A 26,704-nucleotide genomic window follows, 5' to 3' on the forward strand; every position below is an offset into this window, starting at 1 on the left:
GCTTCGGCGCACTAGCCTGCGCTCTCCGTAGGCACAAGTAACGAGAAAAGCCTGACTCCGTGAAGGAGCCAGGCTCTGAAACTAGGTATGCGGCAGTTCGGCAAGGTATCTGGCGAGGTCTTGTTCGTCGCAGGGCGTCTTTGGTTTCGCCGGTGAGGAAACGGGGCGGCAAGCGGTCAGGGGTTCTTTCCGGCCCTGGGGAAGAAATCCCGCCATACCTCATTATCAGCTTTGATGTTTTCGGCGATATCTTCATATTTTATTTCAAAATTCGCGTGATCGCCGATGGCGTGGGCAACCGACGTGCTGATGCCGAACGCATCCGGTGTGAAATAACAGTACGTACCGGGTCGATATCCTTCGGGACTCAGTTCGTCGGCCGCATTGAACCTTCTAATCGTATCTTCAATTGTATTGAATTGGGTAAACTCGACAAGTACCTGTGCCCCCGAAAAGCGGTCGGGATGAGGGCTGACCGTCTTAATCCCCTCGGCACGGAATTTTTCCACGAAGTTCTCGTTTATTGTAACCAGGTCCCTTAATAATAGTATCCTGCCCTTTACCATGTCGATGTTTAGCGTATAAAACTCGTGAGGAGAGTATGGGGCACCTTTGCCATAACTATATCCGGTGAAGCGGACGCTCAGCAGCCTATCGCTCTGCCAGGTTATTTGGTACCCGATATGCATGGAGAAGTGCCTTGCATCATCGCGGCTTGCCAGTTTCCGAAAGAATTTTTCCGGAGCGGCACCAGATAATATCAGCGCATTTATCCGTTCTTGTCGTTCGTTGTCGCCGAGATTGGCGATTTGCGGATATTCTATTTTAATGTCAAAGTTAGCGTTATCGATAGTATAAGTTTCGGTTTTTATGCCGTATACAGAAGCAGACGGGCCGGCGTTCGCGTTTCCGGCCAGGGACAAGATGGCCAGCAAAAGCGCTACTAGGAGGATAAATTTCTTCCGCACCTGTAATACCCCCACAATTTCCACTTGGCTCGCGGAAAAAATAATCGGCTGGTTTGTATGATTATACCATACAAACCAGCCGATTCCAATTAATTGGCAACTTGGGCTCTAGTCTGGGATAATGCTCCGTAACTTCCTATAATGTCCAAGAGCGCGAACGACGTCCGTGCATTTTCGCCGCCGGCGGAGGACGCAGGCGTATGCGACGTTGCGGAGGCTGTTACGCGCCGTTGGCGTAGGGCTACACGACGCCACACGCCCGGCCATGGACGGCCGGGCGAGGAGCCATCGGACACGGACGTCCGTTGGCGACGGTGTTCGCGGTCGGGTAGCCCAAGCCTTACGGCGCGTTCGGCCGGAGCTCCGGCGCATAGCCTGCGCTCTCCGCTAGTACAAGCACACAAAAAGCCTGATTCCTTGCAGAGCCAGGCTTTTGGCTTATTACTGGCGGCGGCTGCCGGCGGCGGCGTCACCTTCGGGGAATTCGATCAGCCACTCGTTAAGCTGCCTGACCCTGTCCCAGGTGAGCTCGGCTTTGTAGAGGCGGTATACCATCGGGTACACGCTGCCGTAGGAGCTTTTATCCTCTTTGGGGAAGACGGCGTCAAGCTGGGCGTCGCGGAAGGCTATCCACGCCACTTCGGCGGCGACGTATTTGGCGATGAACTCCCGGTCGTCCCGGTATTTGACCAGTACCTTGTTGTAAATGGCGTTCAGCGTGTCGTCGGCCCGCTTTAATTCCCTGGCGGCGGCATCGTTCATCGCGAGCTGGCTGCGATCGTCGTCCGGGTAGGTAAGCTCGACTTTGAAGCGACTGGCGTCGTATTCCTGTTTATTCTCGTCAGCGTTGGCAATCGCGGCAGGGAATACGCCGAGCAGGGCGATATAAACCGCCACTATTACGGCAAACCGTCTCATAATTTCACTCCTGTTATGCTTTTTCGATCATCTACACCATATTAGCATTGCCGTTTGCGGATTACAAATGGTATCCCCTGGGGGATACGGCATGCCGCACCAACGCGCAGGCGACGCGAAAAAGCCTGACTCCATCAAGGAGCCAGGCTTTTGGCAGGCCCTTCTTTCCCCCGGCGCGACAGGCACCCCGCTGCCCAAAGTCGACATAAGATGTTGTAAAGGGGTTCTAGGACCCTGCTGTTTTGGGGAGGGGTTGCCGTGCTCAAGTATCTGATCGTGTACCCGTACGAGACGGTCGGCAAGATAATCGATTTCGCCCAGGGCGCCGGCCTGGACCCTTACCATGTGGCGATTTTCACGCGCACCGGCCTGCTGCAGGCTACGGTCGACGGCGTGGTTGTCAGTCCGTTCGACGCTTTCGCCGGCCGCTATACGCGCACTTTCGGCCTAAAGGTGCCCCGCCCGGGGAAGGTGAACGAGTTCGCCGCGCGGGTGGTGGGCGAGAAGTACGATTACTTCGGCGCGGCGACGGCGTGGATATACCAGCATACGAAGCTGATCGTGCCGATCGACGTGGAGGGGCATTCGTTCTGCTCGGACCTGGCCGTGCGCGCCGGGCGCTACTGCGGCGGCGAGCTGTTCGGCGATACGCCGGCCTATTGCATCGTGCCGAAGATGTTTCTGGCCGAGCTGGTGCGGATCGGAGTGGAGTTTAACGAGGAGTAAGTTATATCTGCGGGAGGTCGGCGAGGAAGCGGGCGAGGTCCTGTTCGTCGCAGGGGGCGTCTTTGGTGTCGCCGGCGAGGTAGCTGTCGTAGGCGGTCATGTCGAAGTGGCCGTGGCCGGAGAGTCCGAAGAGGATGGTCCTCCCCTTCCCTTCCTCGCGGGCGGCGAGGGCTTCGACGATGGCGCCCCGGACGGCGTGGGCCGATTCGGGGGCGGGGATGATGCCTTCGCTGCGGGCGAAGGTGATGGCGGCTTCGAAGATCTGCCGCTGGTCGTAGGCCTGGGCTTCGATGAAGCCGTCGTGGTAGAGCTGGCTGACGAGGGGCGATTCGCCGTGGTAGCGGAGGCCGCCGGCGTGGATGCCGGAGGGCATGAAGCTGTGGCCGAGGGTGTACATTTTCATGATGGGGGTGAGTTTGCCGAGGTCGCCGTAGTCGTAGGCGAAGACGCCGCGGGTGAGGGTGGGGCAGGCGGTGGGCTCGACGGCGAGGGCGCGGATCTGGCGGCCGGCGAAGCGGTCCTGGAGGAAGGGGAAGGCGATGCCGCCGAAGTTGCTGCCGCCGCCGCAGCAGCCGATGACGACGTCGGGGTAGTCGCCGGCTTTGGCGAGCTGGGCTTTGGCCTCGAGGCCGATGACGGTCTGGTGGAGGAGGACATGGTTTAATACGCTGCCGAGGGCGTAGTTGGTGTCGGCGCGGCCGGCGGCGTCTTCGACGGCTTCGGAGATGGCGAGGCCGAGGCTGCCGGGGGAGTCGGGGGTGACGGCGAGAACGCGCCGGCCGGCTTCGGTTTTGTCGGACGGGCTGGGGATGACTTCGGCGCCGTAGACTTGCATGAAGGAACGGCGGTAGGGTTTTTGCCGGCTGCTTATTTTGACCATGTAGACGATGCATTCGAGGCCGTAGAAGCTGCAGGCGAGGCTGAGGGCGCTGCCCCACTGGCCGGCGCCGGTTTCGGTGGCGAGGCGCTTGATGCCGGCGGCTTTGTTGTAGTAGGCCTGGGGGATGGCGGTGTTGACTTTGTGGCTGCCGGCCGGGCTGACGCCTTCGTGTTTGTAGTAGATTTTGGCGGGGGTGTCGAGGGCTTTTTCAAGCTCGTAGGCGCGGATGAGGGGGGTGGGCCGCCAGATGCGGTATTTTTCGACGACCTCTTCGGGGATGTCGATCCAGCGTTCCTGACTGACTTCTTGTTTGATGAGCTCCATGGGGAAGAGGGGCAGGAGGTCGTCGGGGGTGACGGGCTGTTTGGTGCCCGGGTGGAGGGGCGGGGCCAGCTTGGTGGGCATGTCGGCCTGGATGTTGTACCAGCGGCGGGGGACCTCCTGTTCGTCGAGGAAGATTTTTTTGTCGTTGCTCATGGTTGCAGCTCCTTTCTTTGCCGGTAAAATGTGTTGGGTAAAATAAAAAACCCCTCGTCCTGATAGGGACGAGAGGTTGCTCGCGGTACCACCCTGTTTGGCCGCGTGCGCGGCCCGGCTCGCTAAGGCGCGGACGGCGCGGGGCCGTCGATGCCTTTCCCCTGGTAACGGCGGGGAGTGTCCCGGCGGCGCCTACCCCGCATAATGCGGCTCGGGCTGCATTTCCCAGGCCCATTCACCGTGACCAAAATGCCGGCCTTCCACCGCCGCCGGCTCGCTGCGATTCTCCACCACGGTTACTCTTCCTGTTCATCAATGTTGGCTGTTTTTGGGTTTGGTTGGATTATAGCAGTAAAGGGACTGGCCTGTCAAGGGCGGGGGTTACCGGCCGAGTTCTTTTAGGTGACTGAGGTATAATTCGTAGTTCTTTCTGATGATTTCGGGGATGGGAAGGTTGTAGGGACAGCGGGTGAGGCAGACGCCGCATTCGGTGCATTGGGCGACGGATTCGATGGCTTTTTTGGCGAAGCCTACGGCGACTTCTTTGGACATGCGGTGGGCGACGATGGGGTAGCCCATGGCGGGGGTGATCATGACGCCGTTGGGGCAGGGCTGGCAGTATTCGCACCGGCGGCAGAACTGGCGGCCGAGGCGGTCGCGGTATTCGGCCATGAGGGCGCGGTCGGCGTCGGTGACGGTGTTGGGGGCGTCGTAGATGGCGGCGACTTCGTCGACGTATGCCACGGAGTCGAAGCCGGGGATGGGGATGACGCCTTCGTGTTGGCGGAGGTATTTGAAGGTGAGGGCGGCGTTGTCGAGGACGCCGCCGGCGAAGGGCTTCATGGCGAGGATGCCGAGGCCGAGGGAGCGGGCGGTGACGTGGAGTTCGTCGGCGGCCGCGGGTTCTACGAAGCTGAAGGGGAACTGGATGGTGGCGAAGAGGCCGGTTTTGATGAGGCGGTTGGCCATGGCGAGGCTGTGGGAGGTGAGGCCGATGTGGCCGATTTTGCCCTGTTCTTTGGCTTTGACGAGGGCTTCGAGGGCGCCGCCGGGGCCGGAGATGGCCTGCCAGTCCTTTTCCTGGGAGACCTGGTGGAGTTGGTAGAGGTCGATGTGGTCGGTCCGGAGGAGGCGGAGGCTGGCGTCGAGGTGTTCGGCGGCGCCGGCGGCGTCGCGTTTCATGGTTTTGGTGGCGAGGACGATTTTGTCGCGCATGCCGGCGAAGGCGCGGCCGATTTTGTCTTCGCTGCCGATGTAGGCGTTGGCGGTGTCGTAGAGGGTGACGCCTTTGTCGTAGGCGCGCCGGAGGACGGCGATGGCGTCGTCGACGCCGAGGCGGATGATGGGGATGCCGCCGAAGCCGAATTCGGAGACGTTCAGGCCGGTTTTGCCGAGGGGCAGGTAGCGCATGAAGGTTCCCTCCGTTAAGCGTTTTCTTTTCCTGGTATTTTCTTCCCAGCACGGCCTGTTTCCTGCCGGGAGACGGGACGGAACAGGCGGATTTTCGGGCGGGGAAAAAGTTGTGTCCGGGGCGCAAGAATGTTAGTATATATTATATCTAGATTATCTCTGCCAGTTTTACGGAGGGTGGAATGAATTTATTCGGTTCTAAGAATAGTGACGCCAATTTTCAGAAGTGCATCGCCGAGGCGCGCAAGTGGTTCGAGCGCGAGGACCGGGAGAAGGCCTGCTATTGGTATACCAAGGCGGGGCTGGCGGGCCGCGCGGACGCGGAGATGCGCGATCTGGGCGATTATCTGGTGGTGGCGACGGAGTACCGGCCGGAGATGGCGAGCGAGGTGGCCCGGCTGATCCTGGGGCGCAGCGGCCCTATTCCGGCGATGTATATGCAGGATGTTTTCTGCTGCGCGCTGTTCGTGCCCGACCGGGCACTGGAGCAGGAGGCGATCCGCCGGGTGCTGGGCGATAAACTGACGCCGACGCTGTGCGTGCGGATCGCGGATATGTATTTCGAGTATGCCGCCGACCGGCGGGATCAGGTGCAGGCGGTGCTGTGGATCCAGCGGGCCGCGGCGGCCGAGGCGAGCGGGTTCAGCGACTGGGCGGCGAAGGCGTACGCGCTTTTCCTGCTGGTGAACGAGGATGAGAAGGCGAAGCTGGCGGTGCTGGGCTGCGCCCAGAAGGCGCTGGAGCTGGCGGCGACGGACGCGGATATCAATGTGGACGCGCTGGAGGATCTGCTGGAGGCGTTGGGGTTTCTGGAGTACGACGGCAGCCTGATCGCGAAGTATCTGTATGAGAAGCTGCTGGCGAACAATAATATCGCGCTGCCGGAGAAGCACCGCATCTGGCAGGAGCTGAAGGAGCTGCAGGAGCACCTGAAGGGGTAGGGGCGGAGCAAAGCCTGAAACCGGGATCGGTTTCAGGCTTTTTTAATTGTGTTATACTATTTGCTGCCGCGGTGAAGATTCCGGCCGGCAGTTTTACCGGGCGGGAGGCGGCGGCTTAGCCGCGGCCGGGGCACGGTTGCTCAAGGCGGAGGAGTTCGAGGAGGACGCGCGGCAGTTGGCCGGCCAGGTCGCCGAGGCGGCCGGCGCTTTTGCACGGGGCGCCGTCGCCGTGACCGGCGATTTTGGCGGCCGGCCGGGAGACGAGCCTGGGCGGGGCGCTGACGATAAGGCCGGTTTCGCCGCCGCTGTGGGCGGCGGAGCCTGCGGGCAGGACGGCGAGGGTGTCGAGGAAGGTGTCGACGATGTGGGGGTCGAGTTTGCTGCCCCGCGACCAGAGGAGGACTTCGTGGGCTTCGTGAGGATGGCGGGCGCAGCGGTAGGGACGGTCGGCGGTGACGGCGTCGAAGTTGTCGGCGACGGCGACGATGCGGGCGAAGAGGTGTATCCGGTCGCCGGCGAGGCCGCGGGGGTAGCCGGTGCCGTCGTAGTTTTCGTGGTGCTGGCAGGCGATGTGGGCGGCGGAGATGGGGAGCGCCCAGTGGCGTCTGAGGATGTCGAAGGCTTCCCGGCCGTGCCGTTGGACGGTGCGCCATTCGTCGGCGGACAGGGGGCCGGGCTTGTCGAGTATTTCCGGCGGGACGTGCCTTTTGCCCAGGTCGTGCAGGAGGGCGCCGACGGCGAGTTCGCCGAGCTGGCCGATGGGGAGGCGAAGTTTGACGCCAATGAGGACGGAGAGCAGGCAGACGTTGAGGGAGTGGCTGAAGGTGTAGGCGTGGTGGCTGCGCAGGTTGGAAAGGTGGCCGAGAACGTGAGGGTTGTCGATGACGTCTTCGACAATTTTTACGATTACCGCCTTCAGTCCTCCTATTTCGATGCCGCGGTCGCGGAGGAAGCGTCCCGCTACGCGGTGGACAAATTGCAGGGCTTCGGCTTTGGTCCGGTGGTCGAACAGTTGGCCGGGCTCGATATTGGCGTAGGGAACCCGGTGGGAGAGGAGCTCCGCTTCAACCGGGGGCGGCAATGGACTGCGGCCGTCCGCGGAGGAGGCGTCGGGAAGCGAGGCGGCTTTGTCTTCAAATGGGCTGCGGGCAGGCGCTATTGCGGGCGTGGGTTGACCGGTCGTCAGGCTGAGCATTGTTTTCCCCCCCGAATGCTTGTGTGATGCAATATATATTTACATCTTTACCCATGTTTCCCAATTAAATCCTATGTTAATATTAAATCATTCTTAATGGATTGTTGTGTCGAACTATAGTGGCGCAAGGTGGTTTCTTTCCGACATCGTCCGTCATTATGCGTCATCGGGAGACGGCCGTGCGGCCAAACGCGGCCGCAGGCAGGCGGAAGCGGCTCCGGACGCGGGTTTGGCGACGGTTTGCCTAGTCGCTTCGTGTCGATTTTTTTCTCGCTGGAAAGTGAGAGGTCCGGAAATTTTTTCAATTTACTCTATTCGGGAAAAATATGTTACTATACTTGCGACTTTGAAAATAAATGTGTTATACTATTATCGTGAGTAGTGAGTTATTGATGCATATCATCGGGAGCGTGATAGTTGGTGAAAGCCAGAATTGCCATAAATGGCTTCGGACGAATCGGCAGGATGTGCCTGCGGGCTTCTCTGGCAAGGGAGGATATCGAGGTCGTGGCGATCAACGGAACGACGGATCCGGCGTCGCTGGCCCGGTTGCTGAAATATGATTCGGTGCACGGCATTCTCGACCGCGCTGTCACTGCCACCGACCGCGAGATAGTGGTCGACGGCAAGCCGATCAGGATACTGTCGGACCGCAACCCCGCCAACCTGCCCTGGGGTAACCTGGGAGTGGATATAGTTATCGAGTCGACCGGCAAGTTCAATACCGGGCGCGACTGTCAGACCCATCTGGACAACGGGGCCGGCAAGGTGATAATTACCGCGCCGGCGAAGGACGCTGTGCCGACTTTTGTTATGGGTGTCAATGATGGCTGTTATAGTCATCAGAAGCATCATATCGTTTCGACGGCTTCGTGTACGACCAATTGCCTGGCGCCGGTGGCCAAGGTGCTGCATGAGCGGTTCGGGATCGTGAGCGGTTTTATGTCGACGGTGCACGCGTTTACGACCGATCAGCGCAGTCTTGACAACAGCCATAAGGACCCCCGGCGGGCGCGGAGCTGCGTGCAGTCGATCGTGCCGACGACGACCGGCGCGGCAAGGATGATCGGCGAGGTTATCCCCGAGCTGAAGGGCAAGCTGAACGGGATCGCGATCAGGGTGCCGGTGCCGAATGTGTCGCTGACCGATCTGGTGGCCCAGCTCAGCCGGCCGGTGACGGCCGAGGAGGTCAATCAGGCGCTGCAAACGGCAGCCCACGGCGAGCTCAGGGGGATTATGGATTACTGCGATGAGCCGCTGGTGTCGGTGGATTTCCTGAAGAACAGTCATTCGGCGATCGTGGATGCGCTGTCGACGATGGTTGTGGGCCCGAATTCGGTCAAGGTTCTCGCCTGGTACGACAACGAGTGGGGTTACGCTTGCAGGGTTATCGATTTCGCTTGCCTCATGGCCCGGAGGGCCGAAGAAAATTTAGCATGGCCGACCCGCAAAGCGGCCGGTTGAGGAGGTTGTTTGCATGTCTGCTCATTGTCCCGATTGCGGCGGCCGGGGAACGGTTGCTATGGATTGCCCGTATTGTCGCGACAGTGATTCTTTTGAACACCATGATCTTTCCGGTAAGGTTTGTCCGGGCTGCGGCAGCACAGGTTATCTTGAGGATGCCTGTCCGTCCTGCGGCGGGAGGGGATCGGCCAGCTACTTTCGCAAGGTAGGCTGACCGGAAATAAGGAACCGGGCCTGTTTGGCCCGGTTCCTTATTTTTGCGGGGATGATGTTGTCAGGAGCCTATTGGATGGTGAAATTGTAGTCGCCGATGTGGTCGCCGTCGAAGTATACTTTGACGGTGTACCGGCCGGTCTGCCAGGAGCCGACTTCGTCGGCGCCGGCGCCAGAGGCGAAAACGACGCTCGCCCAGTCTTTCTTGGGGTGGGTGGTCTTTTTTATTTCGACGACTTTGCGGCCTGCGGGGTCGATGTACTGCAGGACTACGGGGATGGCGGCGTCGGCGATTTTGTAGCTGTTGTTCTTGTAGGCGATTTCGGTGTAGATGTTCTTGGCCCGGGGGCTGAATTGGGCGGAGTAGGTACGCTGCTTGTAGGGGGTAATCTGCCGGCCGCCTTCGAAGAAGCGGACGGTGGTGACTTGCCCTTTTTTGGCGCCTACGGGCGCGGGTTGCTTTTCTTTGGCCGGCAGGAATTTACCGGCCAGCTCGCGGATGGTTTTTTCGATGTCGAAGCCGCGGAAGGTTTTGTCGATACCGCCGTCGAGTTCGCCGGCGAGGGTTGCGTTGTCGAGAGAGCGGAGACCGACGACGACGTTGCGGACGAGCAGGCCCCCCGTGGCAAGCAGGAGGGCGACGATGACGAGGATGACGGTGAGTTCCTTGATGATTGCCGAGCGGTTACTGTCCAAGCATCCTCTCCCCTTTCGGCTGTTTTTACCAGGGAACGGTGTCAGAGGATCGCGCCGCCGTCGACGACGATTGTCTGGCCGGTTACCATGCCGGCGGTCAGGAGCAGCGGGGCGACGACGTCGGCGACGTCTTCGGGGCTGCAGACCCTGCCCAGGGGGGTGCCGGCGCCGAGCCTGGCGATGTGGTCCTCGCGCCCGGCGACCCAGCGGGTGAGGACGATGCCGGGAGCGACGCTGTTGACGCGGATTTCGGGGGCGAAAACCTGGGCGAGCGATTTGGTGAGGCTGATGGCGGCGGCTTTGGAGGCGGCGTAGGCGATGGAGCTGCCCCGGCCGGTGATGCCGGCGATGGAGGTGATGTTGACGATGGCGCCGCCGGTTTTTTTGAGGTGGGGGCGGCACGCCCGGCAGGCGAAGTAGGCGCCTTTGACGTTGACGGCCATGATGTCGTCCCAGAATTCGCCGGTGAGGCCATCGAGGTCGCCGGCGTCGACGAAGCGGGTGGTGCCGGCGGAGTTGACGAGGTAGTCGAGCCGGCCGAAGCGGCGGACGGTGTTGTCGACCATTACCCGGACCTGGTCGTCGGCGGCGACGTCGGCTTTTTCGATGAGGCAGCCGACCCCCGCCTCCCTGACGGCCGCGGCCGTGTCGAGGGCGTCTTTTTCGGAGCGGGAGTAGTTGACGACGATGTCGATACCCTGGGCGGCGAGGCGCAGGGCCACCGCCCGGCCGATCCCCGTGCCGCCGCCGGTTATGAGGGCTACTTTCCGATTGTCCATTGTTCTGCCTCCTGGGCGGGCAACTGCCGCGCGTGATGTACGTTATTCTAATGGTAGTTTCTACGCCGGGGCTTATATCCCTGTAATACCGCCGGGAAAATCTGCCGGCCCGGGGATTGTCACGCTTTTGTCATATTTCCGGTTTATCATCACATACATAGGTGGTCGGCATAGCACCGGTTAATTTGGTAATAATTTATTAGGTTTTATCGAAGACAATCCGGTGCATAGCCGACCATTCCCATAGATTGGCCCGCCGGTCGAAGCGCCGCCGGCGGCAGGTTGAACGGGTATGGGTAATATTACTCGTTGCCCCCGCGTGCCGGTTTTGTTATATTGACTATGGGCGGAGTATACATAATCCAGGATCATGCCGGTTTTAAGGAGGTTTTTCGATGAAAAGAATCGTACTTACCCTGGCCGCTCTCCTCACCCTGAACGCCGCGACGGCCCTGGCCGCGCCGATCAACGACCTGGGGCGCGGGCAGACTGCCCTGGGAGTGGGCACGGGCGCCGTTTATCTGGAGCATAAGCTTACGGACAGCTTTACCCTCGGCTTCGAGAATGTCGACCACGGCGCAAGCATGGACGATGTTTACGGGCAGTTTCAGCTTGCCGAAAATTTCCGCGGAATCGTCGGCAGCCGCGATCTGGCCGGCGGTTCGAAGCTGTACGTCGGGGCGGCGGTCCACGGTCCCCTGTCCCCCGAGTGGGACGGCTACGCGTCGCTGATCGGCGGCAGCAATTTCAACGAGGTGCAGGTGGGAGCCAATCTCCGCCTGGCTAGCAATCTCGATCTCAACGTCGACTACCATTCGTTTTCGCCCGACTACGGCCGCAGCAAGAGTGGCGTGGGCGTGGGCGCAACGGTTAGGTTCTAGGCCGCGGATAGACGATGGGCCAATAATAAAAAGACGCTCCTGTCGGAGGATTTCCGGCAGGAGCGTCTTTTTATTGTGGCGGGCTCCGATGGTTGCGTATGTACTCGGCAACCTCGTCCGCCGCCAGCGGCGGGCTATAGAGGTAACCCTGGTAGTGGGCGCAGCCGAGTTGGCTGAGTTTGTCGCGCTGGGATTCGTTTTCGACGTATTCGACGATTGTTCTGATGCCGAGCGAGTTGCACAGGGAGCTGATGGAGGCGACGATTTCCTGGCAGCTGCGGTCGGTTAGGACGTCGCGGCTCAGGACGCCGTCGATTTTGAGGGTGTCGACGGGGAAGTTTCTGATGTAGTAGAGCGAGGTGTGGCCCATGCCGAAGTCGTCGATGGCTATGGCTACGCCGCCGGCGCGGATTTCGGCCAGCAGGGCGTCGGTGCGGCGGTCGTTGGTCAGGGCGATGGTTTCGGTGATTTCGAGGCAAAGGTCGGCGGGCTTAAGACCGTAGGTCCCGAGCGTGCGGTGGATTTCGCCGGGCAGGAGGTCGGACTGCAGTTGGAGGACGGATATGTTGACGGCGATCTGGAAACCGTCCAGCCCAACATTCTTCCAGTCCCGCAGTTGCCGGCAGGCGGCGTCGAGCGTCCACCGGCCGAGCCGGTGTATTAGGCCGGCTTCCTCGGCGACGGCTACGGTAAGCTGCGGCGGTATGCGCCCGTATGTTTTGTGTTGCCAGCGCAGCAGTGCTTCGACGCCGGTGACGCGGCCGTCGCGGCCGACCTGGGGCTGGTATTCGAGAAAAAGCTCGTGGCCGGCGAGCGCTTTGCCGAGGTCGTGGGCGAGGACTCTGGCCAGGTTGCCGATGCTGTCGGGACGGGTGAGGAAGCTGCTCCTGGCGGCGGGGGCGGCGGTGAGTTCCCGGAGGAACCCGGCGAGGGCTTGCTTGGTCTCGAGGATTTTCTGTTTTTCGCTTAAGGTTACGAACGGCAGGTAGATGGCGGCGGCCAGGGCGATGTTGAAAAGCTGCAGGATGGCGCCGCTCCAGGAGCCGGTCGCCAGGTAGCCGCCGACGACGGGCGGCGTGGTCCAGTTGACGGCCTGACCGACGGGGGCGACGAGCCCAACGGCGATCGCGACGTAGGATACGAGGGCGAGGGCCACCGGTACGAGCAGGAAGGGAATCAGGTAAAGCGGGTTGAGAACGATGGGGAGGCCGAAGACGACGAGTTCGTTGATGTTGAAAAGGCCGGGCAGGAGCGATAGTTTGACGATTTTTACGGTGTTGCCCCGCCGGGCGGCGATGAGGAGGGCGACCAGGAGGCCGGCGGTCGAGCCGGCGCCGCCGAGGAGGACGAAGCAGTCGAGGAAGGTCTTGGTGAGCATTTCCGGCGGGGGCGCGGCTCCGGCCTGGACTCCGGCGAGCTGGATGAGCGGCAGTACCTGGCCGAGGATGTTGTTGCCGTGGAGGCCGAAGAACCAGAGGAGATGGGCGAGGATGAGGAAGAGGGGCATTTCGGCGAGGGGGTTTTCGAGGTAGCCGAACAGGGCGGCAAGGGCGGCGCCGGCGAATTGCCGGATGTCGCCGATACCGGCTGCGGCCGCGCCCGCCTTGAGGGCGGCGAAGGCTACGATGGTGACTGTGGCCGGCAGAAGACCGGCCATGGCCTGGGAGATTACCGGGTCGGCGGCGTCGGAGAAATAGCGGATGCCGAGCGGTCGGAACGAGCACAGCCACAGGAACAGTTCGGTGGCGGCCAGGGAGGCCGCGATGGCGAGGAATATCCCTCCCGCTCCGTACCAGGCGTACCGTATGCCGACCAAGCCCTGGACGTCGAAGGGCTGGATGAGCGCCATCAGGGCGGAGAAGGCCACGAGCGGGGCGGCGAGTCTGTTTACGCGGCCTTCGGCGACGGGCCGGCCTGTTTCGGCCAGGAAGTAGCTGACGGAAACAGCCAGCAGGATGGCGAGGATGTTGAGGGTGGCGTCGGCAATGGCCTGGCCGAACACCGTCCACCGGTCGCCGAAGATGCGCAGCATCGCCTGCTGGTAGGCCGGAACGGGCAGGTTGTTTGTCATGATGGCGAAGGAGCCGATTACCGCTGCCGGCATGTTGACCAGCAGCCCACGGCGGACGGCGGCGAGGTGCCGCTGGCTCGCGGCCCGCTGTGCTATTTGCGGCCAATTCATCAGATGTGACCTCACATGCTTTTTTGCCGAAAAAGGCTGAAATATGTTTTCGGTGCCAATATGGAAAATCCTTCCGAATGCGGCGGATAGGTTCTAGGGACGCGGGTTGATTTTTTATGTAGGATTATGGCAACGGAGGAAGAATCATTTATATGCAGTATAGTTCGCCGCAATTTGGGGGAGGGTCCTGATGTTTTCAGTCGCTTTGGTGTGCGTAGCGCTCGCCGTCATCGTTTTTCTGCTGAACCGCAAGGTAAAGATGGGTCCCGCGATGCTGGCCGGTTCGGCGATTATTTTTTTTGCGTCCGGCGCGACGCCGGCCAAGCTGTGGTCAGCGACCGCCGCGACGGCGACCGGCCGCGCCACGTGGGAGATTATGCTGGCGCTTTATTTCGTGATGTGCCTGGAGTTCCAGCTCCGCACGGGCGGCATCATCGACGGGATGATGACGGCGGCCAGGAAGCTGTTCCGCAGCGACCGAATTTTGCTCGCGCTGATGCCGTCTTTTCTGGGGTTTCTGCCGTCGCTGGGGGGAGCGATTTTTTCCGCGCCGCTGGTGGAGAATGCCGCCAATTCTTTCGTCATCAGCCCCGAGAGAAAGACGGCCATCAATTACTGGTTCCGACATGTATGGGAGTTTTCCAATCCGATCTTCACCGGTATGCTGCTGGCCAGCCAGTTGTCGGGCATCCCGCTCGGCGACCTTGTTTTCCGGATGATATGGGCGACGGCTGTGGCGCTCGTTATCGGCTGGCTGCTGCTGATCGCGCCTCTGAAGCCGGCTGCGGCGGCGCCCGCGCCGCCGGCTTCAACGGTCGATGATCAGACGGGCTGGCGGTTCGTCTTCCTGGCGGCGGGACCGATCCTCGCCAATTTTGCGCTGGTGGTGTTTTTCAAGCTGAGCGCGGCGGTGGCGATGGCGCTGGTGGTGGCGGGGATGGCGCTGATCATTCGCCAGGACGCCGCGGATATCCGCGCGATGCTCGCCCACGCCCTGGACGGCAAGCTGCTGTGGGGGGTTGCCGGCATTTTGTTTTTCCAGCGCATTTTGAGCGAATCCGGCGTGATCGGCGATGTGGCCGCGCTGCTGGATAATTTGGCGATCCCGGCGACGGTGATCATCGGGGTGGTAGCCTTTCTCGGCGGTCTGCTGACCGGTACTTCGCAGGGCTTTGTGGCGATCGCTTTTCCGTTTATCGCGCTGCTGTCGCCGGGAAACTTGACGCTGGTGACGATTTGTTTCGTGGCGGGCATGGCGGGCCAGATGCTGTCCCCCGCCCACCTTTGCCTGCTGGTGACGCTGGATTATTTCCGGGCCGATTTCCTGCGGTCGCTTCGCCCGATACTGCTGCTGGAGATTGTAATGGTGGCGGCGGCGGTCGCGGTGGTTTCGTGGTGGGGATAGGGGAAACGAAGACGGCCCCTCAATAGAGGCCGTCTTTTTTATTTCCTCTTATCCTTCTTCGATTAGTTCGACGATGCTGATGTCTTCTTTCTGGAGGTCGAGCATCATGCCGCTGGGAATGCAAACGACCGGTTTGGTCCAGTAACGGTCGCGGGTGTTGAGGACGATGATTTTCGCCCGCTGGCCGGTGCTGAGGATAACGTTGTTGCCGGTGAAGTGCTCGCGCATGTTGTCGAGGAAGGTCAGGCAGACGCCGGTTTCGAGCTTTGCGTGCATCTGGTCGGCGATGGCTTCGAGGGCGGCAAGGGGAGTAAGCCGCCGCCGGTAGGTTCGGTCGGACGTCATGGCGTTGTAGATGTCGGCGATGGCGATGATCTGCGCGAAGGGATGGATCTGGTCGCCGGCCAGTTTTCCGGGATAGCCGCTCCCGTCGCACCGCTCGTGGTGCTGCAGGATGCCGAGCTTGGCGCCTTCGGAGAGTCGCTGCTCGTTGTGGATCAGGGTGTAGCCTTCATGGGGGTGACGTTTGATGACTTCGAATTCGCGGGGCGAGAGGGTGCTGGGTTTGTCGAGGACGGTTTGGGGAACGAATAGTTTGCCGATGTCGTGAAGGAGCCCGGCCAGAACGAGGTCTTTGAGCTGCGCTCCCTTGTATTTTCGCCAGCGGCCGAGCACGGCGGCGATGATGGCGACGTTGAGCGAATGCTGGAAGGTGTGGTCGCTGTGGAGCCTGATTTCATATAGGTAGTCGAGGACGCCGACCGTTTCCGCGAGAAGGGTTATCCGTTGGTCGACGAGTTCTTCCATCTCCAGGATGGGCACTTCGCGAAAAACGCGGATATGTTCGAAGGTATGCCTGATGGCGTCGACGGTCCGCACGTATTCTCCCAGAAAGGCGGCTGTGGACAGATACGGCGATGGCATGTCCGCCAGCGGCGGCTGCCGCTCGTCGACAAAGACGCAGGGTACCCGCCAGTTGCGGAGGTTGGCTATCTGCCAATGGGTGAGCCGCGTGCCCCGCTCGAGCAGCACGACGCCTTCCTCCGAAATTACTTCTTTGTCGATGAGCATGCCCGGGGACAGGTCTTGCACGGATATTTTCCTCAATTCTAGAACCTCCCGAGAGTTTGAGGTAATATAACAAAAACACCGGTGAATCAGCCAGTGTTTTTATTGTTCCCCGAGCCTGGGGGGAACCGGGTAACCGGTTCGGCAAGCGGTTTGGGGAGACGTTATGTGTGCCACGCTCCTTGAGCCAGATATGGCATGTTTCTACAAAATTCTACAAAAATTGTACCCCTTTTATGCAATAATTGCCAGGGACTATAGTCCTAAAAAAGTAGGACTATAGTCCCGTTTTTAGGTCGAAAGTCCTAAGGGCCGAACACGCGGGCGGCGGCCGGCGGCACCGTACGACGGCCGCCTCCTGGCCGCGGGGGGCGGAGGCGCTGCGTCCCCCGGTCCCCCGCCCCAAAGACGGTAGTGCTTTGACGTAACAGCCCGGTCCGGGCTGTTTGCGTTATAGGGAAAAAATGAACCGGCTTAATGGAAGGGGGTATTAAGCCGGTTCACGCTATGCCGGCTCGAAGGCCGGTTGGAAGGGTAGCGGTTATTTGCCGAATACCAGGTCAGGCAGCCAGAGGACGGTTTCCGGGAAGAGGGCCATTATGACGACCTGAATGATTATGGCCGCGATGAAGGGTATCGATTCCCTGATGTATTCGTCGGTGGGGCATTCGAGGAGCGAGCAGGCGGTGAACATGGCCACCCCGACCGGCGGGGTCATGCCGCCCATGGTGATGATGGTCATCATTAGCAGGCCGAAGTGGACCGGGTCGATGCCGACCGATTTCATGATCGGCAGGAAGATGGGGGTGAGGAGCAGGGTGTTGACGGTGGCTTCCATGAACATGCCGGCGAAGAAGAGGAAGCCGAGGACGAGGAAGAGCAACAGGGTGGGATTGGTGGTTATGCCGGTTATGAGTTCGGCCAGGGTCTGCGGCAGGCCGTCGTAGACGGTGGCGTAGCCGAAGATGCCGGAGCAGGAGATGATGAGCATGATGATGCCGTTGTCGTTGACGCTGTGTTTTAATACTTCGCGGACTTTCTGCCAGTTAAGCTCCTTGTAGACGTACCAGCCGACGGCGAAGGCGTAGACGACGGCGAAGGCGCCCGCTTCCGAGGGGGTGAAGATGCCGAATCTGATGCCGACGATGAGGATGACGGGAAAGAGCAGGGCCCAGATGCAGTCGATGAAGCTGTCGAATACTTCCCTGGCGGTCGGGGCGGAGCGGGCGACGCCGTAGCCTTTTTTTCTGGCGGTGACGTAGGCGGCGGCCATGAGGATGGCCGTCATGTAGACGCCGGGCATGACGCCGGCCACCAGGAGTTTGCCGATCGATACTTCGCCGACGAAGCCGTAGAGGATGAGGCCGATGCTGGGGGGGATGGTGGCGGTGATGAGGCCGCTGAGACCGATGACGGCCGCCGTGTAGCCTTTGGAGTAGCCTTTGGCGATCATGGAGGGGCCGAGGAGCCGCGATTCCATCGCCACGTCGGCGACGGCGGAGCCGGATATCCCACCCATGAGGGCGCTGAGGACGATGGATACGTGGGCGAGGCCGCCCACAAGGTGGCCGGTGAGGACGGTGGAGAAGCGGATCAGCCTGGTGGTGATGCCGGAGGCGTTCATGAGGTGCCCGGCGCAGACGAAGAAGGGCACCGCGAGGAGCGGGAAGGACTGGGTGGAGGAGATCATTTTCTGGACGCCGACGGTGAGCGGCAGGTCGGGTTCGGACAGGATGAAGGCGACGCCGGCGATGCCGATGGTGAAGGCGAGCGGTACGCCGAAGATGAGCAGCACGAAGAAGATTACGCCTACGAGAGACATCAGGATACCTCCGTTCGTTGCTGCGCGCCGGCATCCGTTTTGCCGCTTTTGAGCAGGGCGGCAACCTTGGTGCAGACGGTGGTGAGCATGAGCACGCAGCCGACGGGCACGCTGACGGTGGCGTAGGAGTAGCTGAGTTCAAAGGTGTTGAAGGTGCGCTCGTAGTTTATGACGCTGAGATAGAAGCCGTATACGGTGATTACGGCCAGGAATGCGCCGATGAGGGCGTATGAGGCCAGGAGGATGGCGTTTTGCACCTTGGGGGGGAATTTGGCTATCAGTATGTCGATGCCGATGTGGTTGTTGTTGCGCAGGGCCATGTCGGCGCCGAGGAATACGACCCAGCCGAACAGCAGCTGGGCTATGTCGACCGACCAGACGATCGGGTAGCCGAACCATCTGAGCATCGCGGCCAGGAAGACGAGGAGGATGATTGTCGCCATCAATATTTCAGAAACGGTTTCCTCGATTTTGTAGACGGTTTTCAGGATCGCCACTTCGTTCACCTCGTTCGTGAAGCTCCAACGGGGAAAAGGATGGGAGGATAGCCATCCTCCCATCCCAGCGAATCGCTATTTCTTGCCGAGAACTTCGTTTACTTGTTTGCGCAGATCGACCAGTTTGTTCTTTTCGTAGACTACTTCGGTGGCTTTTTTGAAGGGGGCGATGTCTACCTGGTTGATGGTCACGCCGGCGGCTTTCATTTTGGCTTCGTAGTCCTTCAGGCCGTCGAGGGTTTTCTTGGAGGCGAAGTCGCCGGCTTTGACGGCTTCTTCGAGGAGGATGGCCTGATATTCTTTGGGCAGGGTGCTGAACCATTTTTCGCCGCATACGAGGCCGGTCATGAGCTGGAAGTGGCCGGTCTTGGTGATGTATTTGATGACTTCGTGGAGGTGGGCGCCGAAGACGGCCGGGTGCTGGGCTTCGGCCCCGTCGATGACTTTCTGCTGCAGGCCGGGGTATACTTCGCTCCAGGAGAGGGCGGTCGGGGTGGCGCCCATGGCGGAGATGGTGCCCTGCCAGATGGGCGAGCCGGGGGTCCTTATCCTGAGGCCTTTGAGGTCGGCGGGTTCTTTGACAGGCACGTTGGTGAGGAAGTGGCGGTCGCCCTGGTACCAGTTGAAGGACAGGACGTGGAAGCCGTGGCTCTGAAGTTTGTCGGCCCAACCCTGGAAGAGTTTGCTGGTGGCAAGTTTACGGGATTCGTCGTAGTTGTCGGTGATGTAGGGCGCGCCGAGGATGCCGATTTCGGGAACTGCCCGGGCCAGCCGCGCCGGGTCGGTGATTACGGCGACGTTGGCGCCGACTTTGGCCTGTTCTTCGAGGTCGTCGGTGGTGCCGAGCTGGGAGCTGGGGAAGACCTGGATCTTGAGTTTGCCTTTGGTGCGGGCCTCGACGTTCTTTTTGAGTTCCATAGCGCCAAGGTACATCGGATCTTGCTCGGTTACGACCATGCCGATTTTCAGAAGATAGGTCTTGTCTTTGTCGGCGGCGGGTTTGGCGCCGGAGCCGCAGCCTGCGAGCAGTCCGAGCCCCAGGGCAAGGATCAGAAGGCATGCCAGAATTTTTTTCACGTTATTCCCTCCTCCGTGTTTTCGCGACGTATTTATTCCAACCGAGGTTTACCAGACAGTTCCTGAAGGGCTATCACCTCGCACTGTAGGTTGTCAGGGGGGGTTCCGCGGCGCGTCTGAGCGGTCCGGGTCCGCTGTTGTCCCTCGGAATGCGCTCTTGTCTCTTTATACCCCGGCGTAGGCCATGAAGCCGCCGTCGACGGGGACGACGATGCCGGTGACGAAGCCGGATACGTTCTCGTCGGCGAGCCAGACGAGCGTGCCGAGGAGTTCTTCGGGGTTGCCGAAACGGCGCATGGGGGTGTGGGCGATGACTTTCTCGGCTCTGGGGGTGAGCGAGCCGTCGGGGTTGGTGAGCAGGGTGCGGTTCTGTTCGGTAAGGAAGAAGCCGGGGGCGATGGCGTTTACTCTGATGCCGACGTCGGCCATGTGGACGGCGAGCCATTGGGTGAAGTTGCTGACAGCGGCTTTGGCGGCGCTGTAGGCGGGGACTTTGGTGATCGGGGCGTAGGCGCTCATGGAGGAGATGTTGATGATGGTGGCGCCGGGGCGGCCGATCATCTGGGCGGCGAAAATCTGGCTGGGAATGAAGGTGCCCATGAAGTTTAGGCGCATGACGTAGTCGAAACCTTCGATAGGCATATTGAAGAAGGTGCGGAGCGCTTCGTCCTTGGTTTCCAGGTCGGCGGGCCGGAGGGTTTCCTGGCTGGTGGTGCCGCGCGGGTCGTTGCCGCCGGCGCCGTTGATGAGGATGTCGCAGGGGCCGAGTTCGTTTTGGACGGCGGCGGCCGCTCTGACGACGCTTTCCCGGTTGAGGACGTCGCAGGAGAGGCCGATGGCGCGTCCGCCGGCGGCGACGATGTCGGCGGCGACTTTTTTGGCTTTGTCTTCGCCGCGGCCGAGGATGGCGACTTTGGCGCCCAGGCGGGCGAGCTCGCGGGCCATGGGGGCGCACAGTATCCCGCTGCCGCCGGTGATTACCGCTACTTTGCCGTGCATTTTGCCGCTCATGCTTGTTTCCCTCCGCTCGTTTTTTCGATCGCATCCCAGAGTCCGTGAAGGTATACGGCGCCGAGGGCTCGGTCGTAGAGGCCGTAGCCGGGCATGCCTTCCTCGCCCCAGATCATCCGGCCGTGGTCGGGTCGGATGGGGCCGGTGAAACCGATGTCGTGATAGGCTTTCATCACTTCGAACATGCTGAGAGCCCCGGCGTCGTCCTTGTGGGCGGTCTCGTGGAAGACGCCCGGGCGGTCGATGATGATGTTGCGCACGTGGCCGAAATGGAGCCGGCCCATTGCGCCGAAATGACGGATCATGGCGGGGATGTCGTTGTCAAGGTCGGCGCCGAGGGCGCCGCTGCAAAGGGCGAGGCCGTTGGCGGGGCTGTCGACGAGGCCGACGATGCGTTGGAGGTTGGCCCGCGAGGTGACGATGCGCGGCAGGCCGAATACCTGCCAGGGCGGATCGTCGGGATGGATGGCCATTTTGACGCCGCATGCTTCGGCGGTGGGGATGATGCCTTCGAGGAAGTATTTTAGGTTGGCGAACAGTTTCTCTTCGTCGACTTCTTTGTAGAGGGCGAAGAGTTTCTTGATGTGGGCGAGGCGTTCTTTTTCCCAGCCGGGCAGTTTGAAGCCGTTGGCGCCGTGCTCCATTTGTTCGACGAGTATTTCCGGCTTGAGGCCGCGGATCTTGTCTTCTTCGTAAAAAAGCGCGGTCGAGCCGTCGGGAAGGACTTTGGCGAGGTCGGTGCGCACCCAGTCGAAGACGGGCATGAAGTTGTAGCAGACTACTTCGACGCCAGCGCGGGCGAGGTTTTTGAGGGTGGCGCGGTAGTTTTCTATGTAGCGGTCCCGCGTCGGCAGGCCGAGTTTGATGTCTTCGTGGACGTTGACGCTTTCGACGGTTTTGAAGGTAAGCCCGGCGGCTTCGATCGTGTTTTTAAGGGCGAGGATGTCTTCATAGGGCCAGGTTTCTCCGACGGGGATGAGGTAGAGGGCGCTGACGATGTTGGTTACGCCGGGGATCTGCCGGATGTGGCGGAGGGGGATGCTGTCGTTTTTTTCTCCGTACCAGCGGAATGACATCTGCATGGTTCTCTCTCCCTGTCGAGTTTCTTATTTAGCCAGTTGCGCGTTTGGGTTGTTCGTCTTGCGGGGCAGGAAGTAGTGGCCGTATTCGCCGCGCAGGTATTCGAGGTCGACGACGACTTTGTTGAGGTGCAGGTCGATCGTTTTCTTGGCGAGAACGCGGTCTTTTTCCCGGATGGCGCGAACGAGTTCCCTGTGCTGGTGGATGAGCTGGTCCCAGTCGAAGCCGACGGAGAGGTTGAGCATCCTGACGCGGTTGTAGTGGGCGTTCATTTGCTGCAGCATCGCCCATGTGCGGGCTTTTTTGCAGCCTTTGAAGATGGTGGCGTGCATGGTTTCGTCGAGTTCGAAGAATTTGTGGTAGTTTTTTTCGCTGATGCACAGTTCCTGAAGGGCGACGCAGGACTGGAGCTGGAAGAGGTCTTCGCCGTTAAAGGCTATGCAGGCTTGCTGGATGACTTCTCTTTCGAGCGTTTCCCGCACGAATTTGGATTCTTCGACCTGGTCGGTGTCGATGAGCGATACGTAGGTGCCTTTCTGGGGGTAGATGTCGAGGAGGTTTTCCTGGGATAGCTTGATGAAGGCTTCGCGGACAGGGGTGCGGCTTACGTGAAGCCGCTCGGCGGTTTCCTGTTCGGAGATGCTTTGCCCCGGCGGAAGGGTCAGGTTGATTATGTTGGTCTTTAGCAGCCTGTAAACGTATTCGCGGGCGGATTCCTGCTGATAGCGTTCAATGGCAATCAATTTTCCTTAATCCCCTTTCGCTGTTTCCATCAAAATTCTACCATACTACCATACTAGTGTAAATAGTATATTTCTAAATTTTCCCGTTTTATGAATCAGGCGCCTCACCCATGATGGGTGAGGCGCCCGGTGGCGCATGCCGGCGGGTAAATCTGTTTTCAGAAGGTGAGAATGATTTTGCAGGCGGCGGCGGGGTCGTCGGCGAACAGGCGCATGCCTTCGGCGACGGCGGTGAAGGGCAGGGTGTGGGAGATGATGGCTGCGGGGTCGATTTCCCTGCCGGCCAGCCAGGCTATGACGGCGGGAAACTGCCGGTTGTTGAGCCGCGAGCCGCGGATGTCGAGCTCGCGCCGCATGATGTCGGCCGGGACGATTTTCGCCGCTTCGGCGGGGAAGCCGAGTACGACGATGCGGCCGGCCTGGGAGGCGAGGCGGGCGGCGGCCTGTTCGAGCACGCTGACTACGCCGGTGGCTTCGATGATGACGTTGGCGCCCTCGCCGCCGGTAAAGTCCATGATGCGGGCGACAACGTCGTCCCTGACGGGGTTGAGGGCAAGGTCGGCGCCCAGTGCTCTGGCCCGGTCGAGGCGGGCGTCGAGGGTGTCGGTGACGGCGATGCGTGCGCCGAGGCGGCGGGCCGCCTGGAGGCTGACGAGGCCGGTGGGACCGGCGCCGCAGATGAGGACGCTTTCGCCTCGCCGGACCTGGCCGCGGCTGACTGCCTGGGCGCCGATGCTGAAGGTTTCGACGGTGGCCGCCTGGTCCCAGGGAATGCCGGCGGGGAGTTTGTGGAGGTTGGCGGCGGGGACGGCGATGTATTCCTGGAATACTCCGTCGCGGTGGACGCCGAGGACGCTGACCTGCCGGCAAACGTTGGGGCGGCCGGCCCGACAGGCGTAGCAGGCGCCGCAGGCGAAAACGTTGTCGACGGCGACGGCGTCGCCGGGCCCGAGGCCGTGGACGCCTTCACCGATCCGGCAGACTTCGCCGGCGGCTTCGTGGCCGATGATCCGGGGATAGGTGGCGAAGGGGTTGCGGCCGTGGAGGATGTGGACGTCGGAGCCGCAGATGCCGGCGGCGCGGATGCGGACCACCGCTTCGCCGGCGGCGGGGGGCCCTGGAAGAGGGCGCTCGGTTATTCTCAGTTCTCCCGGTGCGACGATCTCTATGGCTTTCATTTTTCCTCCGTTTCCGCCGCCGGCATCTGCCGGCCTTTTTTTCATGATACTATGGCGGCGCCGTGCGTACAAGGCTTATAACGGGATTAAAAGTAATATTCGTCATTTTTTTCCATGGAAGAAGAGGAGTATTTTTCCATTGCGTCGAATAGCAGTACAGCAAAAATTCCGAAAATTAGGGAGGTATTACGGTGAAGAAATCGGTCGCGCTCCTCATCATCCTGTGCTTGGCAACACTTCTGGCCGCCGGCTGCGGCGGCGGCGACGCCAAAAAGGAGCAGGCGAAGCCGGCGGAAAAAGTGGTCCTCAAGTTCGGCCATCTGGCTGACGAAAAGAATACCTGGCATCTGGGCGCGCTTAAGTTCAAGGAACTGGTCGAGAAAAATTCCAACGGCCGCCTCGAGGTGAAGGTGTACCCGAACGAGCAGCTCGGCAAGGAGAAGGATTTGGTGACCAGCATCCAGACGGGGACGGCCGATATCGGCATTTTCGGCGAGACGCTGACGACCTTCGGGGCGAACAAGACGATGATGATGGCGACGCCGTACCTGCTGCGGGACGCGGCCCATCTCCATAAGGTGGCCGGCGGGGAGATCGGCAAGGAGATAGAGAAGCAGGTGCTGGATAAGGTCAAGCTGCGTGTGCTGGCTTATTTCGAACGCGGGCCGCGCGATCTGACCTCGAACCGCCCGATCAAGAGCCCGGACGACCTTGACGGCATGAAGCTCCGCGTCCCGAATGTCCCGCTGTTCGTGGCCGCCTGGCAGGCGCTGGGCGCCAAACCGACGCCGATGGCGTTCTCGGAGGTGTTCACGAGTCTGCAGCAGGGCACGATCGACGGCCAGGAGAACCCCTACGCGCTGATAAAGAGCGCCAATTTCTTCGAGGTGCAGAAGTACCTGAACAAGACGAGCCACGTCCGCGGCTGGATTTATGTCTGCATCGGCGAGAAGAAGCTCCGGTCGCTGCCGGCCGACCTGCAGAAGGTTATCGTGGACGCAGGCAAGGAGATGCAGAAGTACGAGAACCAGCTTTTCCTCAAGGAGGAGGCTGAGCTGGAGAAGTTCCTGAAGAGCAAGATGACATTCGTGGAGGTTGATAAGGCCGCCTTCCAGGCCAAGGCGAAGGACGCCGTGCTGGCGAACCTCGACGCCGAGCAGAAGGAGCTTTATAACAAGATCGTCACTATCAAGTAGGACAGACAGCGGACCAGGGGTACCCTTACCCCCGACAGCTAGGTGCAGGCGCTCAGCCTGCACCTAGTGCTGACTTGGAAAGGAGCCAGGCGATGAGACTCCTGTTCGATCTTATGGATAAGTTTTTGAAGTTCGGCGCGGTGGTGTGCGTGGGCGGGATGATCGCGGTGGTCATTCTCCAGGTTTACGCCCGGGCGCTGCTGCCGCAGGTTCCCGCCTGGACGGAGGAGGCGTCCCGGCTGTTTTTCATTTATACGATCGGGTTCGCCGCCGGGCCGGCGATTTTCGAGAAAGCGTATGTGAATGTGGATGTGGTGCTGATGAAGCTGGGGCCGGGAGTGCGTCGCGCGCTGGAGCTTGGCGTCGATGTCGTGCTGTTGGCTTTCTTCGCCGTGCTTACGGTCGAGGCGCATAAGCTTTTGAAGGCGGTCGAGGGCACGACTTCGGCGGCGCTGCTGTGGCCGATGGAGGCTTTTTACGGCGGTATCCTGATTATGGTGCTGTTCGTGGCCGTGTATCTCGCACTGGCCCTTCTGAACAGCCTGAGAAGCATCCGGTCGACCAAGGAGGAGCCCGCACGATGACGCTTTTATTGTTCGCGTCCCTGATTGTCGCGCTGGCCATCGGCGTGCCGATTGCTTTCGCGCTGGGGCTTTCGTCGCTGGTGTATCTGCTGTTTACCGATATCCCGATCAATATCATCCCTCAGCGGATGTTTTCGGGCATCGATTCTTTCGTGCTGCTGTGCGTCCCGGGGTTCGTGCTGGCCGGCAATCTGATGAATGTGGGCGGTATAACGCATCGCATCATCGCCTTTTGCATGGCGGTCGTCGGCCATATCCGCGGCGGCCTGGCACTGGCGAATGTGGGGGCCAGCATGCTTTTCGCCGGTATTTCGGGCACGGCGGTGGCGGAAACGGCCAGCATCGGGGCGGTGATGATCCCGTCGATGGTGCGGCAGGGTTATCGGGCCGACTACGCGGCCGCGCTGACGGCGTCGGCTTCGACGGTGGGGCCGATCATCCCCCCCTCCCTGCCGATGATCATCGCCGGTACGATTTCCGGCCTGTCGGTCAGCCGCCTGCTGATCGCCGGGGCCATCCCCGGCATCCTCCTGGGCGTCAGCCTGGGGTCGGTGGCGTATCTGATCGCCCGCAGGAACGATCATCCCAAGGGGCCGCGGGTTCCCTTCCGCGAGGTGGTGAGGAGTTTCTTCGGTGCTTTCTGGGCGATCCTCATGACGCTGATCATCGTCGTCGGGATCATGTCGGGGGTGTTTACGCCGACCGAGGCCTCGATGGTGGCGGTGGTGTACGCTATTTTCATCGGCTTTTTCGTGTACCGGGAGCTTAAACCGCGGGATTTGCCGAGGGTTTTCTGGGATTCGGCGGTGACGACGGCGTCGCTGATGGCGCTGGTCGGTTTCGCGAATGTTTTCGCCTGGATTCTGACCACCGAGGAGATTCCGGTGAAGGTGGCCCAGGCGATGCTGGGCTTTTCGAGCAGTCCGGTCGTGTTTGTCCTGCTGGTGAATTTGCTGCTGCTGTTCGTGGGCACGTTCATGGAGACGATCGCGGCGCTGATGATCCTCCTCCCTATCCTGCTCAAGGTGGCGGTGGCTTTGGGGATCGACCCGATCCAGTTTTCGGTGATGTGCGTGCTCAATCTGGTTGTCGGCCTGACGACGCCGCCGGTGGGGGTGTGCCTGTTCGTGGCGTCGAGCATCAGCCGCGTGCCGCTCGCCCCCCTTACGCGGGCGGTGCTCCCCTTCCTGGGGGTGAGCATTGCGGTGCTGCTGCTGGTCAGCTATGTGCCGCAGATCACGCTGTGGCTGCCGGGCCTGATGTACAAGTAGCCCGTACTTAAAAAAGGCGTACCCTCTCGGGTACGCCTTTTT

At 60.8% G+C, this 26,704-nt stretch carries 24 protein-coding genes; 8 read left to right on the top strand and 16 right to left on the bottom strand.

Annotation, left to right across the window (positions count from 1 at the left end):
• Window positions 1-176: 176 nt before the first annotated feature.
• Both Q4T40_16725 and Q4T40_16730 read right to left on the bottom strand, forming a co-directional pair.
• On the bottom strand, window positions 177-968 hold the full coding sequence (locus Q4T40_16725; protein ID MDT8902888.1) for a DUF4163 domain-containing protein: 792 nt from the start codon (window positions 966-968) through the stop codon (window positions 177-179).
• A gap of 441 nt (window positions 969-1,409) precedes the next feature.
• Window positions 1,410-1,886, bottom strand: coding sequence for a lysozyme inhibitor LprI family protein (locus Q4T40_16730; GenBank protein ID MDT8902889.1), 477 nt, complete (start codon window positions 1,884-1,886; stop codon window positions 1,410-1,412).
• A 258-nt stretch (window positions 1,887-2,144) separates the two neighbouring features.
• Between Q4T40_16730 and Q4T40_16735 the strand changes: the two genes are divergently transcribed.
• Window positions 2,145-2,612 (top strand): hypothetical protein, encoded by a 468-nt coding sequence (locus tag Q4T40_16735; GenBank protein MDT8902890.1) that lies wholly within the window; start codon window positions 2,145-2,147, stop codon window positions 2,610-2,612.
• Between the two features lies 1 nt (window position 2,613).
• Here the strand turns inward: Q4T40_16735 and Q4T40_16740 are convergent, their stop codons facing one another.
• Both Q4T40_16740 and Q4T40_16745 read right to left on the bottom strand, forming a co-directional pair.
• Window positions 2,614-3,969, bottom strand: a complete 1,356-nt coding sequence (locus Q4T40_16740; GenBank protein MDT8902891.1) for a TrpB-like pyridoxal phosphate-dependent enzyme — start codon at window positions 3,967-3,969, stop codon at window positions 2,614-2,616.
• Window positions 3,970-4,350: 381 nt separating this feature from the next.
• Window positions 4,351-5,379, bottom strand: a complete 1,029-nt coding sequence (locus Q4T40_16745) for an aldo/keto reductase (GenBank protein ID MDT8902892.1) — start codon at window positions 5,377-5,379, stop codon at window positions 4,351-4,353.
• Between the two features lie 182 nt (window positions 5,380-5,561).
• On the opposite strand from Q4T40_16745, the gene Q4T40_16750 reads away from it, so the two are divergent.
• Window positions 5,562-6,320 carry a hypothetical protein gene (locus Q4T40_16750; GenBank protein ID MDT8902893.1) on the top strand — a complete coding sequence of 253 codons (759 nt, stop codon included), beginning with the start codon at window positions 5,562-5,564 and terminating at the stop codon, window positions 6,318-6,320.
• A 115-nt stretch (window positions 6,321-6,435) separates the two neighbouring features.
• Here Q4T40_16750 and Q4T40_16755 read toward each other — a convergent pair whose 3' ends face one another.
• Window positions 6,436-7,515, bottom strand: coding sequence for an HD-GYP domain-containing protein (locus Q4T40_16755; protein MDT8902894.1), 1,080 nt, complete (start codon window positions 7,513-7,515; stop codon window positions 6,436-6,438).
• Window positions 7,516-7,935: 420 nt separating this feature from the next.
• On the opposite strand from Q4T40_16755, the gene gap reads away from it, so the two are divergent.
• Window positions 7,936-8,979: a type I glyceraldehyde-3-phosphate dehydrogenase gene (gap, locus tag Q4T40_16760; protein MDT8902895.1), complete on the top strand. Its 1,044-nt coding sequence runs from the start codon at window positions 7,936-7,938 to the stop codon at window positions 8,977-8,979.
• Window positions 8,980-9,261: 282 nt separating this feature from the next.
• Here the strand turns inward: gap and Q4T40_16765 are convergent, their stop codons facing one another.
• Both Q4T40_16765 and Q4T40_16770 read right to left on the bottom strand, forming a co-directional pair.
• Window positions 9,262-9,888, bottom strand: coding sequence for a hypothetical protein (locus tag Q4T40_16765; protein MDT8902896.1), 627 nt, complete (start codon window positions 9,886-9,888; stop codon window positions 9,262-9,264).
• Window positions 9,889-9,929: 41 nt separating this feature from the next.
• Window positions 9,930-10,667 carry an SDR family oxidoreductase gene (locus Q4T40_16770; GenBank protein MDT8902897.1) on the bottom strand — a complete coding sequence of 246 codons (738 nt, stop codon included), beginning with the start codon at window positions 10,665-10,667 and terminating at the stop codon, window positions 9,930-9,932.
• Between the two features lie 395 nt (window positions 10,668-11,062).
• Here Q4T40_16770 and Q4T40_16775 point away from each other — a divergent pair, with 395 nt between their 5' ends.
• Complete coding sequence (locus Q4T40_16775; GenBank protein MDT8902898.1) at window positions 11,063-11,548, top strand: hypothetical protein; 486 nt, start codon at window positions 11,063-11,065, stop codon at window positions 11,546-11,548.
• Window positions 11,549-11,618: 70 nt separating this feature from the next.
• Here Q4T40_16775 and Q4T40_16780 read toward each other — a convergent pair whose 3' ends face one another.
• On the bottom strand, window positions 11,619-13,730 hold the full coding sequence (locus tag Q4T40_16780; protein ID MDT8902899.1) for an EAL domain-containing protein: 2,112 nt from the start codon (window positions 13,728-13,730) through the stop codon (window positions 11,619-11,621).
• 190 nt (window positions 13,731-13,920) lie between these two features.
• Between Q4T40_16780 and Q4T40_16785 the strand changes: the two genes are divergently transcribed.
• The gene (locus Q4T40_16785; protein MDT8902900.1) at window positions 13,921-15,135 is read left to right on the top strand and encodes a DUF401 family protein; all 1,215 of its coding nucleotides are present in this window, start codon (window positions 13,921-13,923) and stop codon (window positions 15,133-15,135) included.
• Window positions 15,136-15,183: 48 nt separating this feature from the next.
• On the opposite strand, the gene Q4T40_16790 is transcribed toward Q4T40_16785, so the two are convergent.
• The 8 genes from Q4T40_16790 to Q4T40_16825 all read right to left on the bottom strand — a co-directional run bounded on the left by Q4T40_16790 (window position 15,184) and on the right by Q4T40_16825 (window position 23,611).
• Entirely contained in the window at window positions 15,184-16,242 is a 1,059-nt protein-coding gene (locus Q4T40_16790; protein MDT8902901.1) for an HD-GYP domain-containing protein, read from the bottom strand.
• A gap of 502 nt (window positions 16,243-16,744) precedes the next feature.
• On the bottom strand, window positions 16,745-18,025 hold the full coding sequence (locus Q4T40_16795) for a TRAP transporter large permease (protein MDT8902902.1): 1,281 nt from the start codon (window positions 18,023-18,025) through the stop codon (window positions 16,745-16,747).
• A complete protein-coding gene (locus Q4T40_16800; GenBank protein ID MDT8902903.1) occupies window positions 18,025-18,522 on the bottom strand; it encodes a TRAP transporter small permease in 498 nt (165 codons plus the stop codon). The genes Q4T40_16795 and Q4T40_16800 overlap by 1 nt, the downstream gene beginning before the upstream one ends.
• A gap of 75 nt (window positions 18,523-18,597) precedes the next feature.
• The gene (locus tag Q4T40_16805) at window positions 18,598-19,599 is read right to left on the bottom strand and encodes a C4-dicarboxylate TRAP transporter substrate-binding protein (protein MDT8902904.1); all 1,002 of its coding nucleotides are present in this window, start codon (window positions 19,597-19,599) and stop codon (window positions 18,598-18,600) included.
• Window positions 19,600-19,764: 165 nt separating this feature from the next.
• The gene (locus Q4T40_16810; protein MDT8902905.1) at window positions 19,765-20,610 is read right to left on the bottom strand and encodes an SDR family oxidoreductase; all 846 of its coding nucleotides are present in this window, start codon (window positions 20,608-20,610) and stop codon (window positions 19,765-19,767) included.
• The gene (uxuA, locus tag Q4T40_16815) at window positions 20,607-21,692 is read right to left on the bottom strand and encodes a mannonate dehydratase (GenBank protein ID MDT8902906.1); all 1,086 of its coding nucleotides are present in this window, start codon (window positions 21,690-21,692) and stop codon (window positions 20,607-20,609) included. Before uxuA ends, Q4T40_16810 begins: the two co-directional genes overlap by 4 nt.
• A gap of 24 nt (window positions 21,693-21,716) precedes the next feature.
• Window positions 21,717-22,433, bottom strand: coding sequence for a GntR family transcriptional regulator (locus tag Q4T40_16820; GenBank protein ID MDT8902907.1), 717 nt, complete (start codon window positions 22,431-22,433; stop codon window positions 21,717-21,719).
• Between the two features lie 158 nt (window positions 22,434-22,591).
• Window positions 22,592-23,611: a zinc-binding alcohol dehydrogenase family protein gene (locus Q4T40_16825; GenBank protein MDT8902908.1), complete on the bottom strand. Its 1,020-nt coding sequence runs from the start codon at window positions 23,609-23,611 to the stop codon at window positions 22,592-22,594.
• A 191-nt stretch (window positions 23,612-23,802) separates the two neighbouring features.
• Between Q4T40_16825 and Q4T40_16830 the strand changes: the two genes are divergently transcribed.
• The 3 genes from Q4T40_16830 to Q4T40_16840 all read left to right on the top strand — a co-directional run bounded on the left by Q4T40_16830 (window position 23,803) and on the right by Q4T40_16840 (window position 26,662).
• Window positions 23,803-24,807, top strand: coding sequence for a TRAP transporter substrate-binding protein (locus tag Q4T40_16830; GenBank protein ID MDT8902909.1), 1,005 nt, complete (start codon window positions 23,803-23,805; stop codon window positions 24,805-24,807).
• A 92-nt stretch (window positions 24,808-24,899) separates the two neighbouring features.
• Complete coding sequence (locus tag Q4T40_16835) at window positions 24,900-25,391, top strand: TRAP transporter small permease subunit (protein MDT8902910.1); 492 nt, start codon at window positions 24,900-24,902, stop codon at window positions 25,389-25,391.
• Entirely contained in the window at window positions 25,388-26,662 is a 1,275-nt protein-coding gene (locus Q4T40_16840; protein MDT8902911.1) for a TRAP transporter large permease, read from the top strand. Before Q4T40_16835 ends, Q4T40_16840 begins: the two co-directional genes overlap by 4 nt.
• Window positions 26,663-26,704 lie beyond the last annotated feature (42 nt).

Source organism: Selenomonadales bacterium 4137-cl, assembly GCA_032334055.1.
Lineage (GTDB): Bacteria > Bacillota > Negativicutes > Sporomusales > UBA7701 > Anaeroselena > Anaeroselena agilis.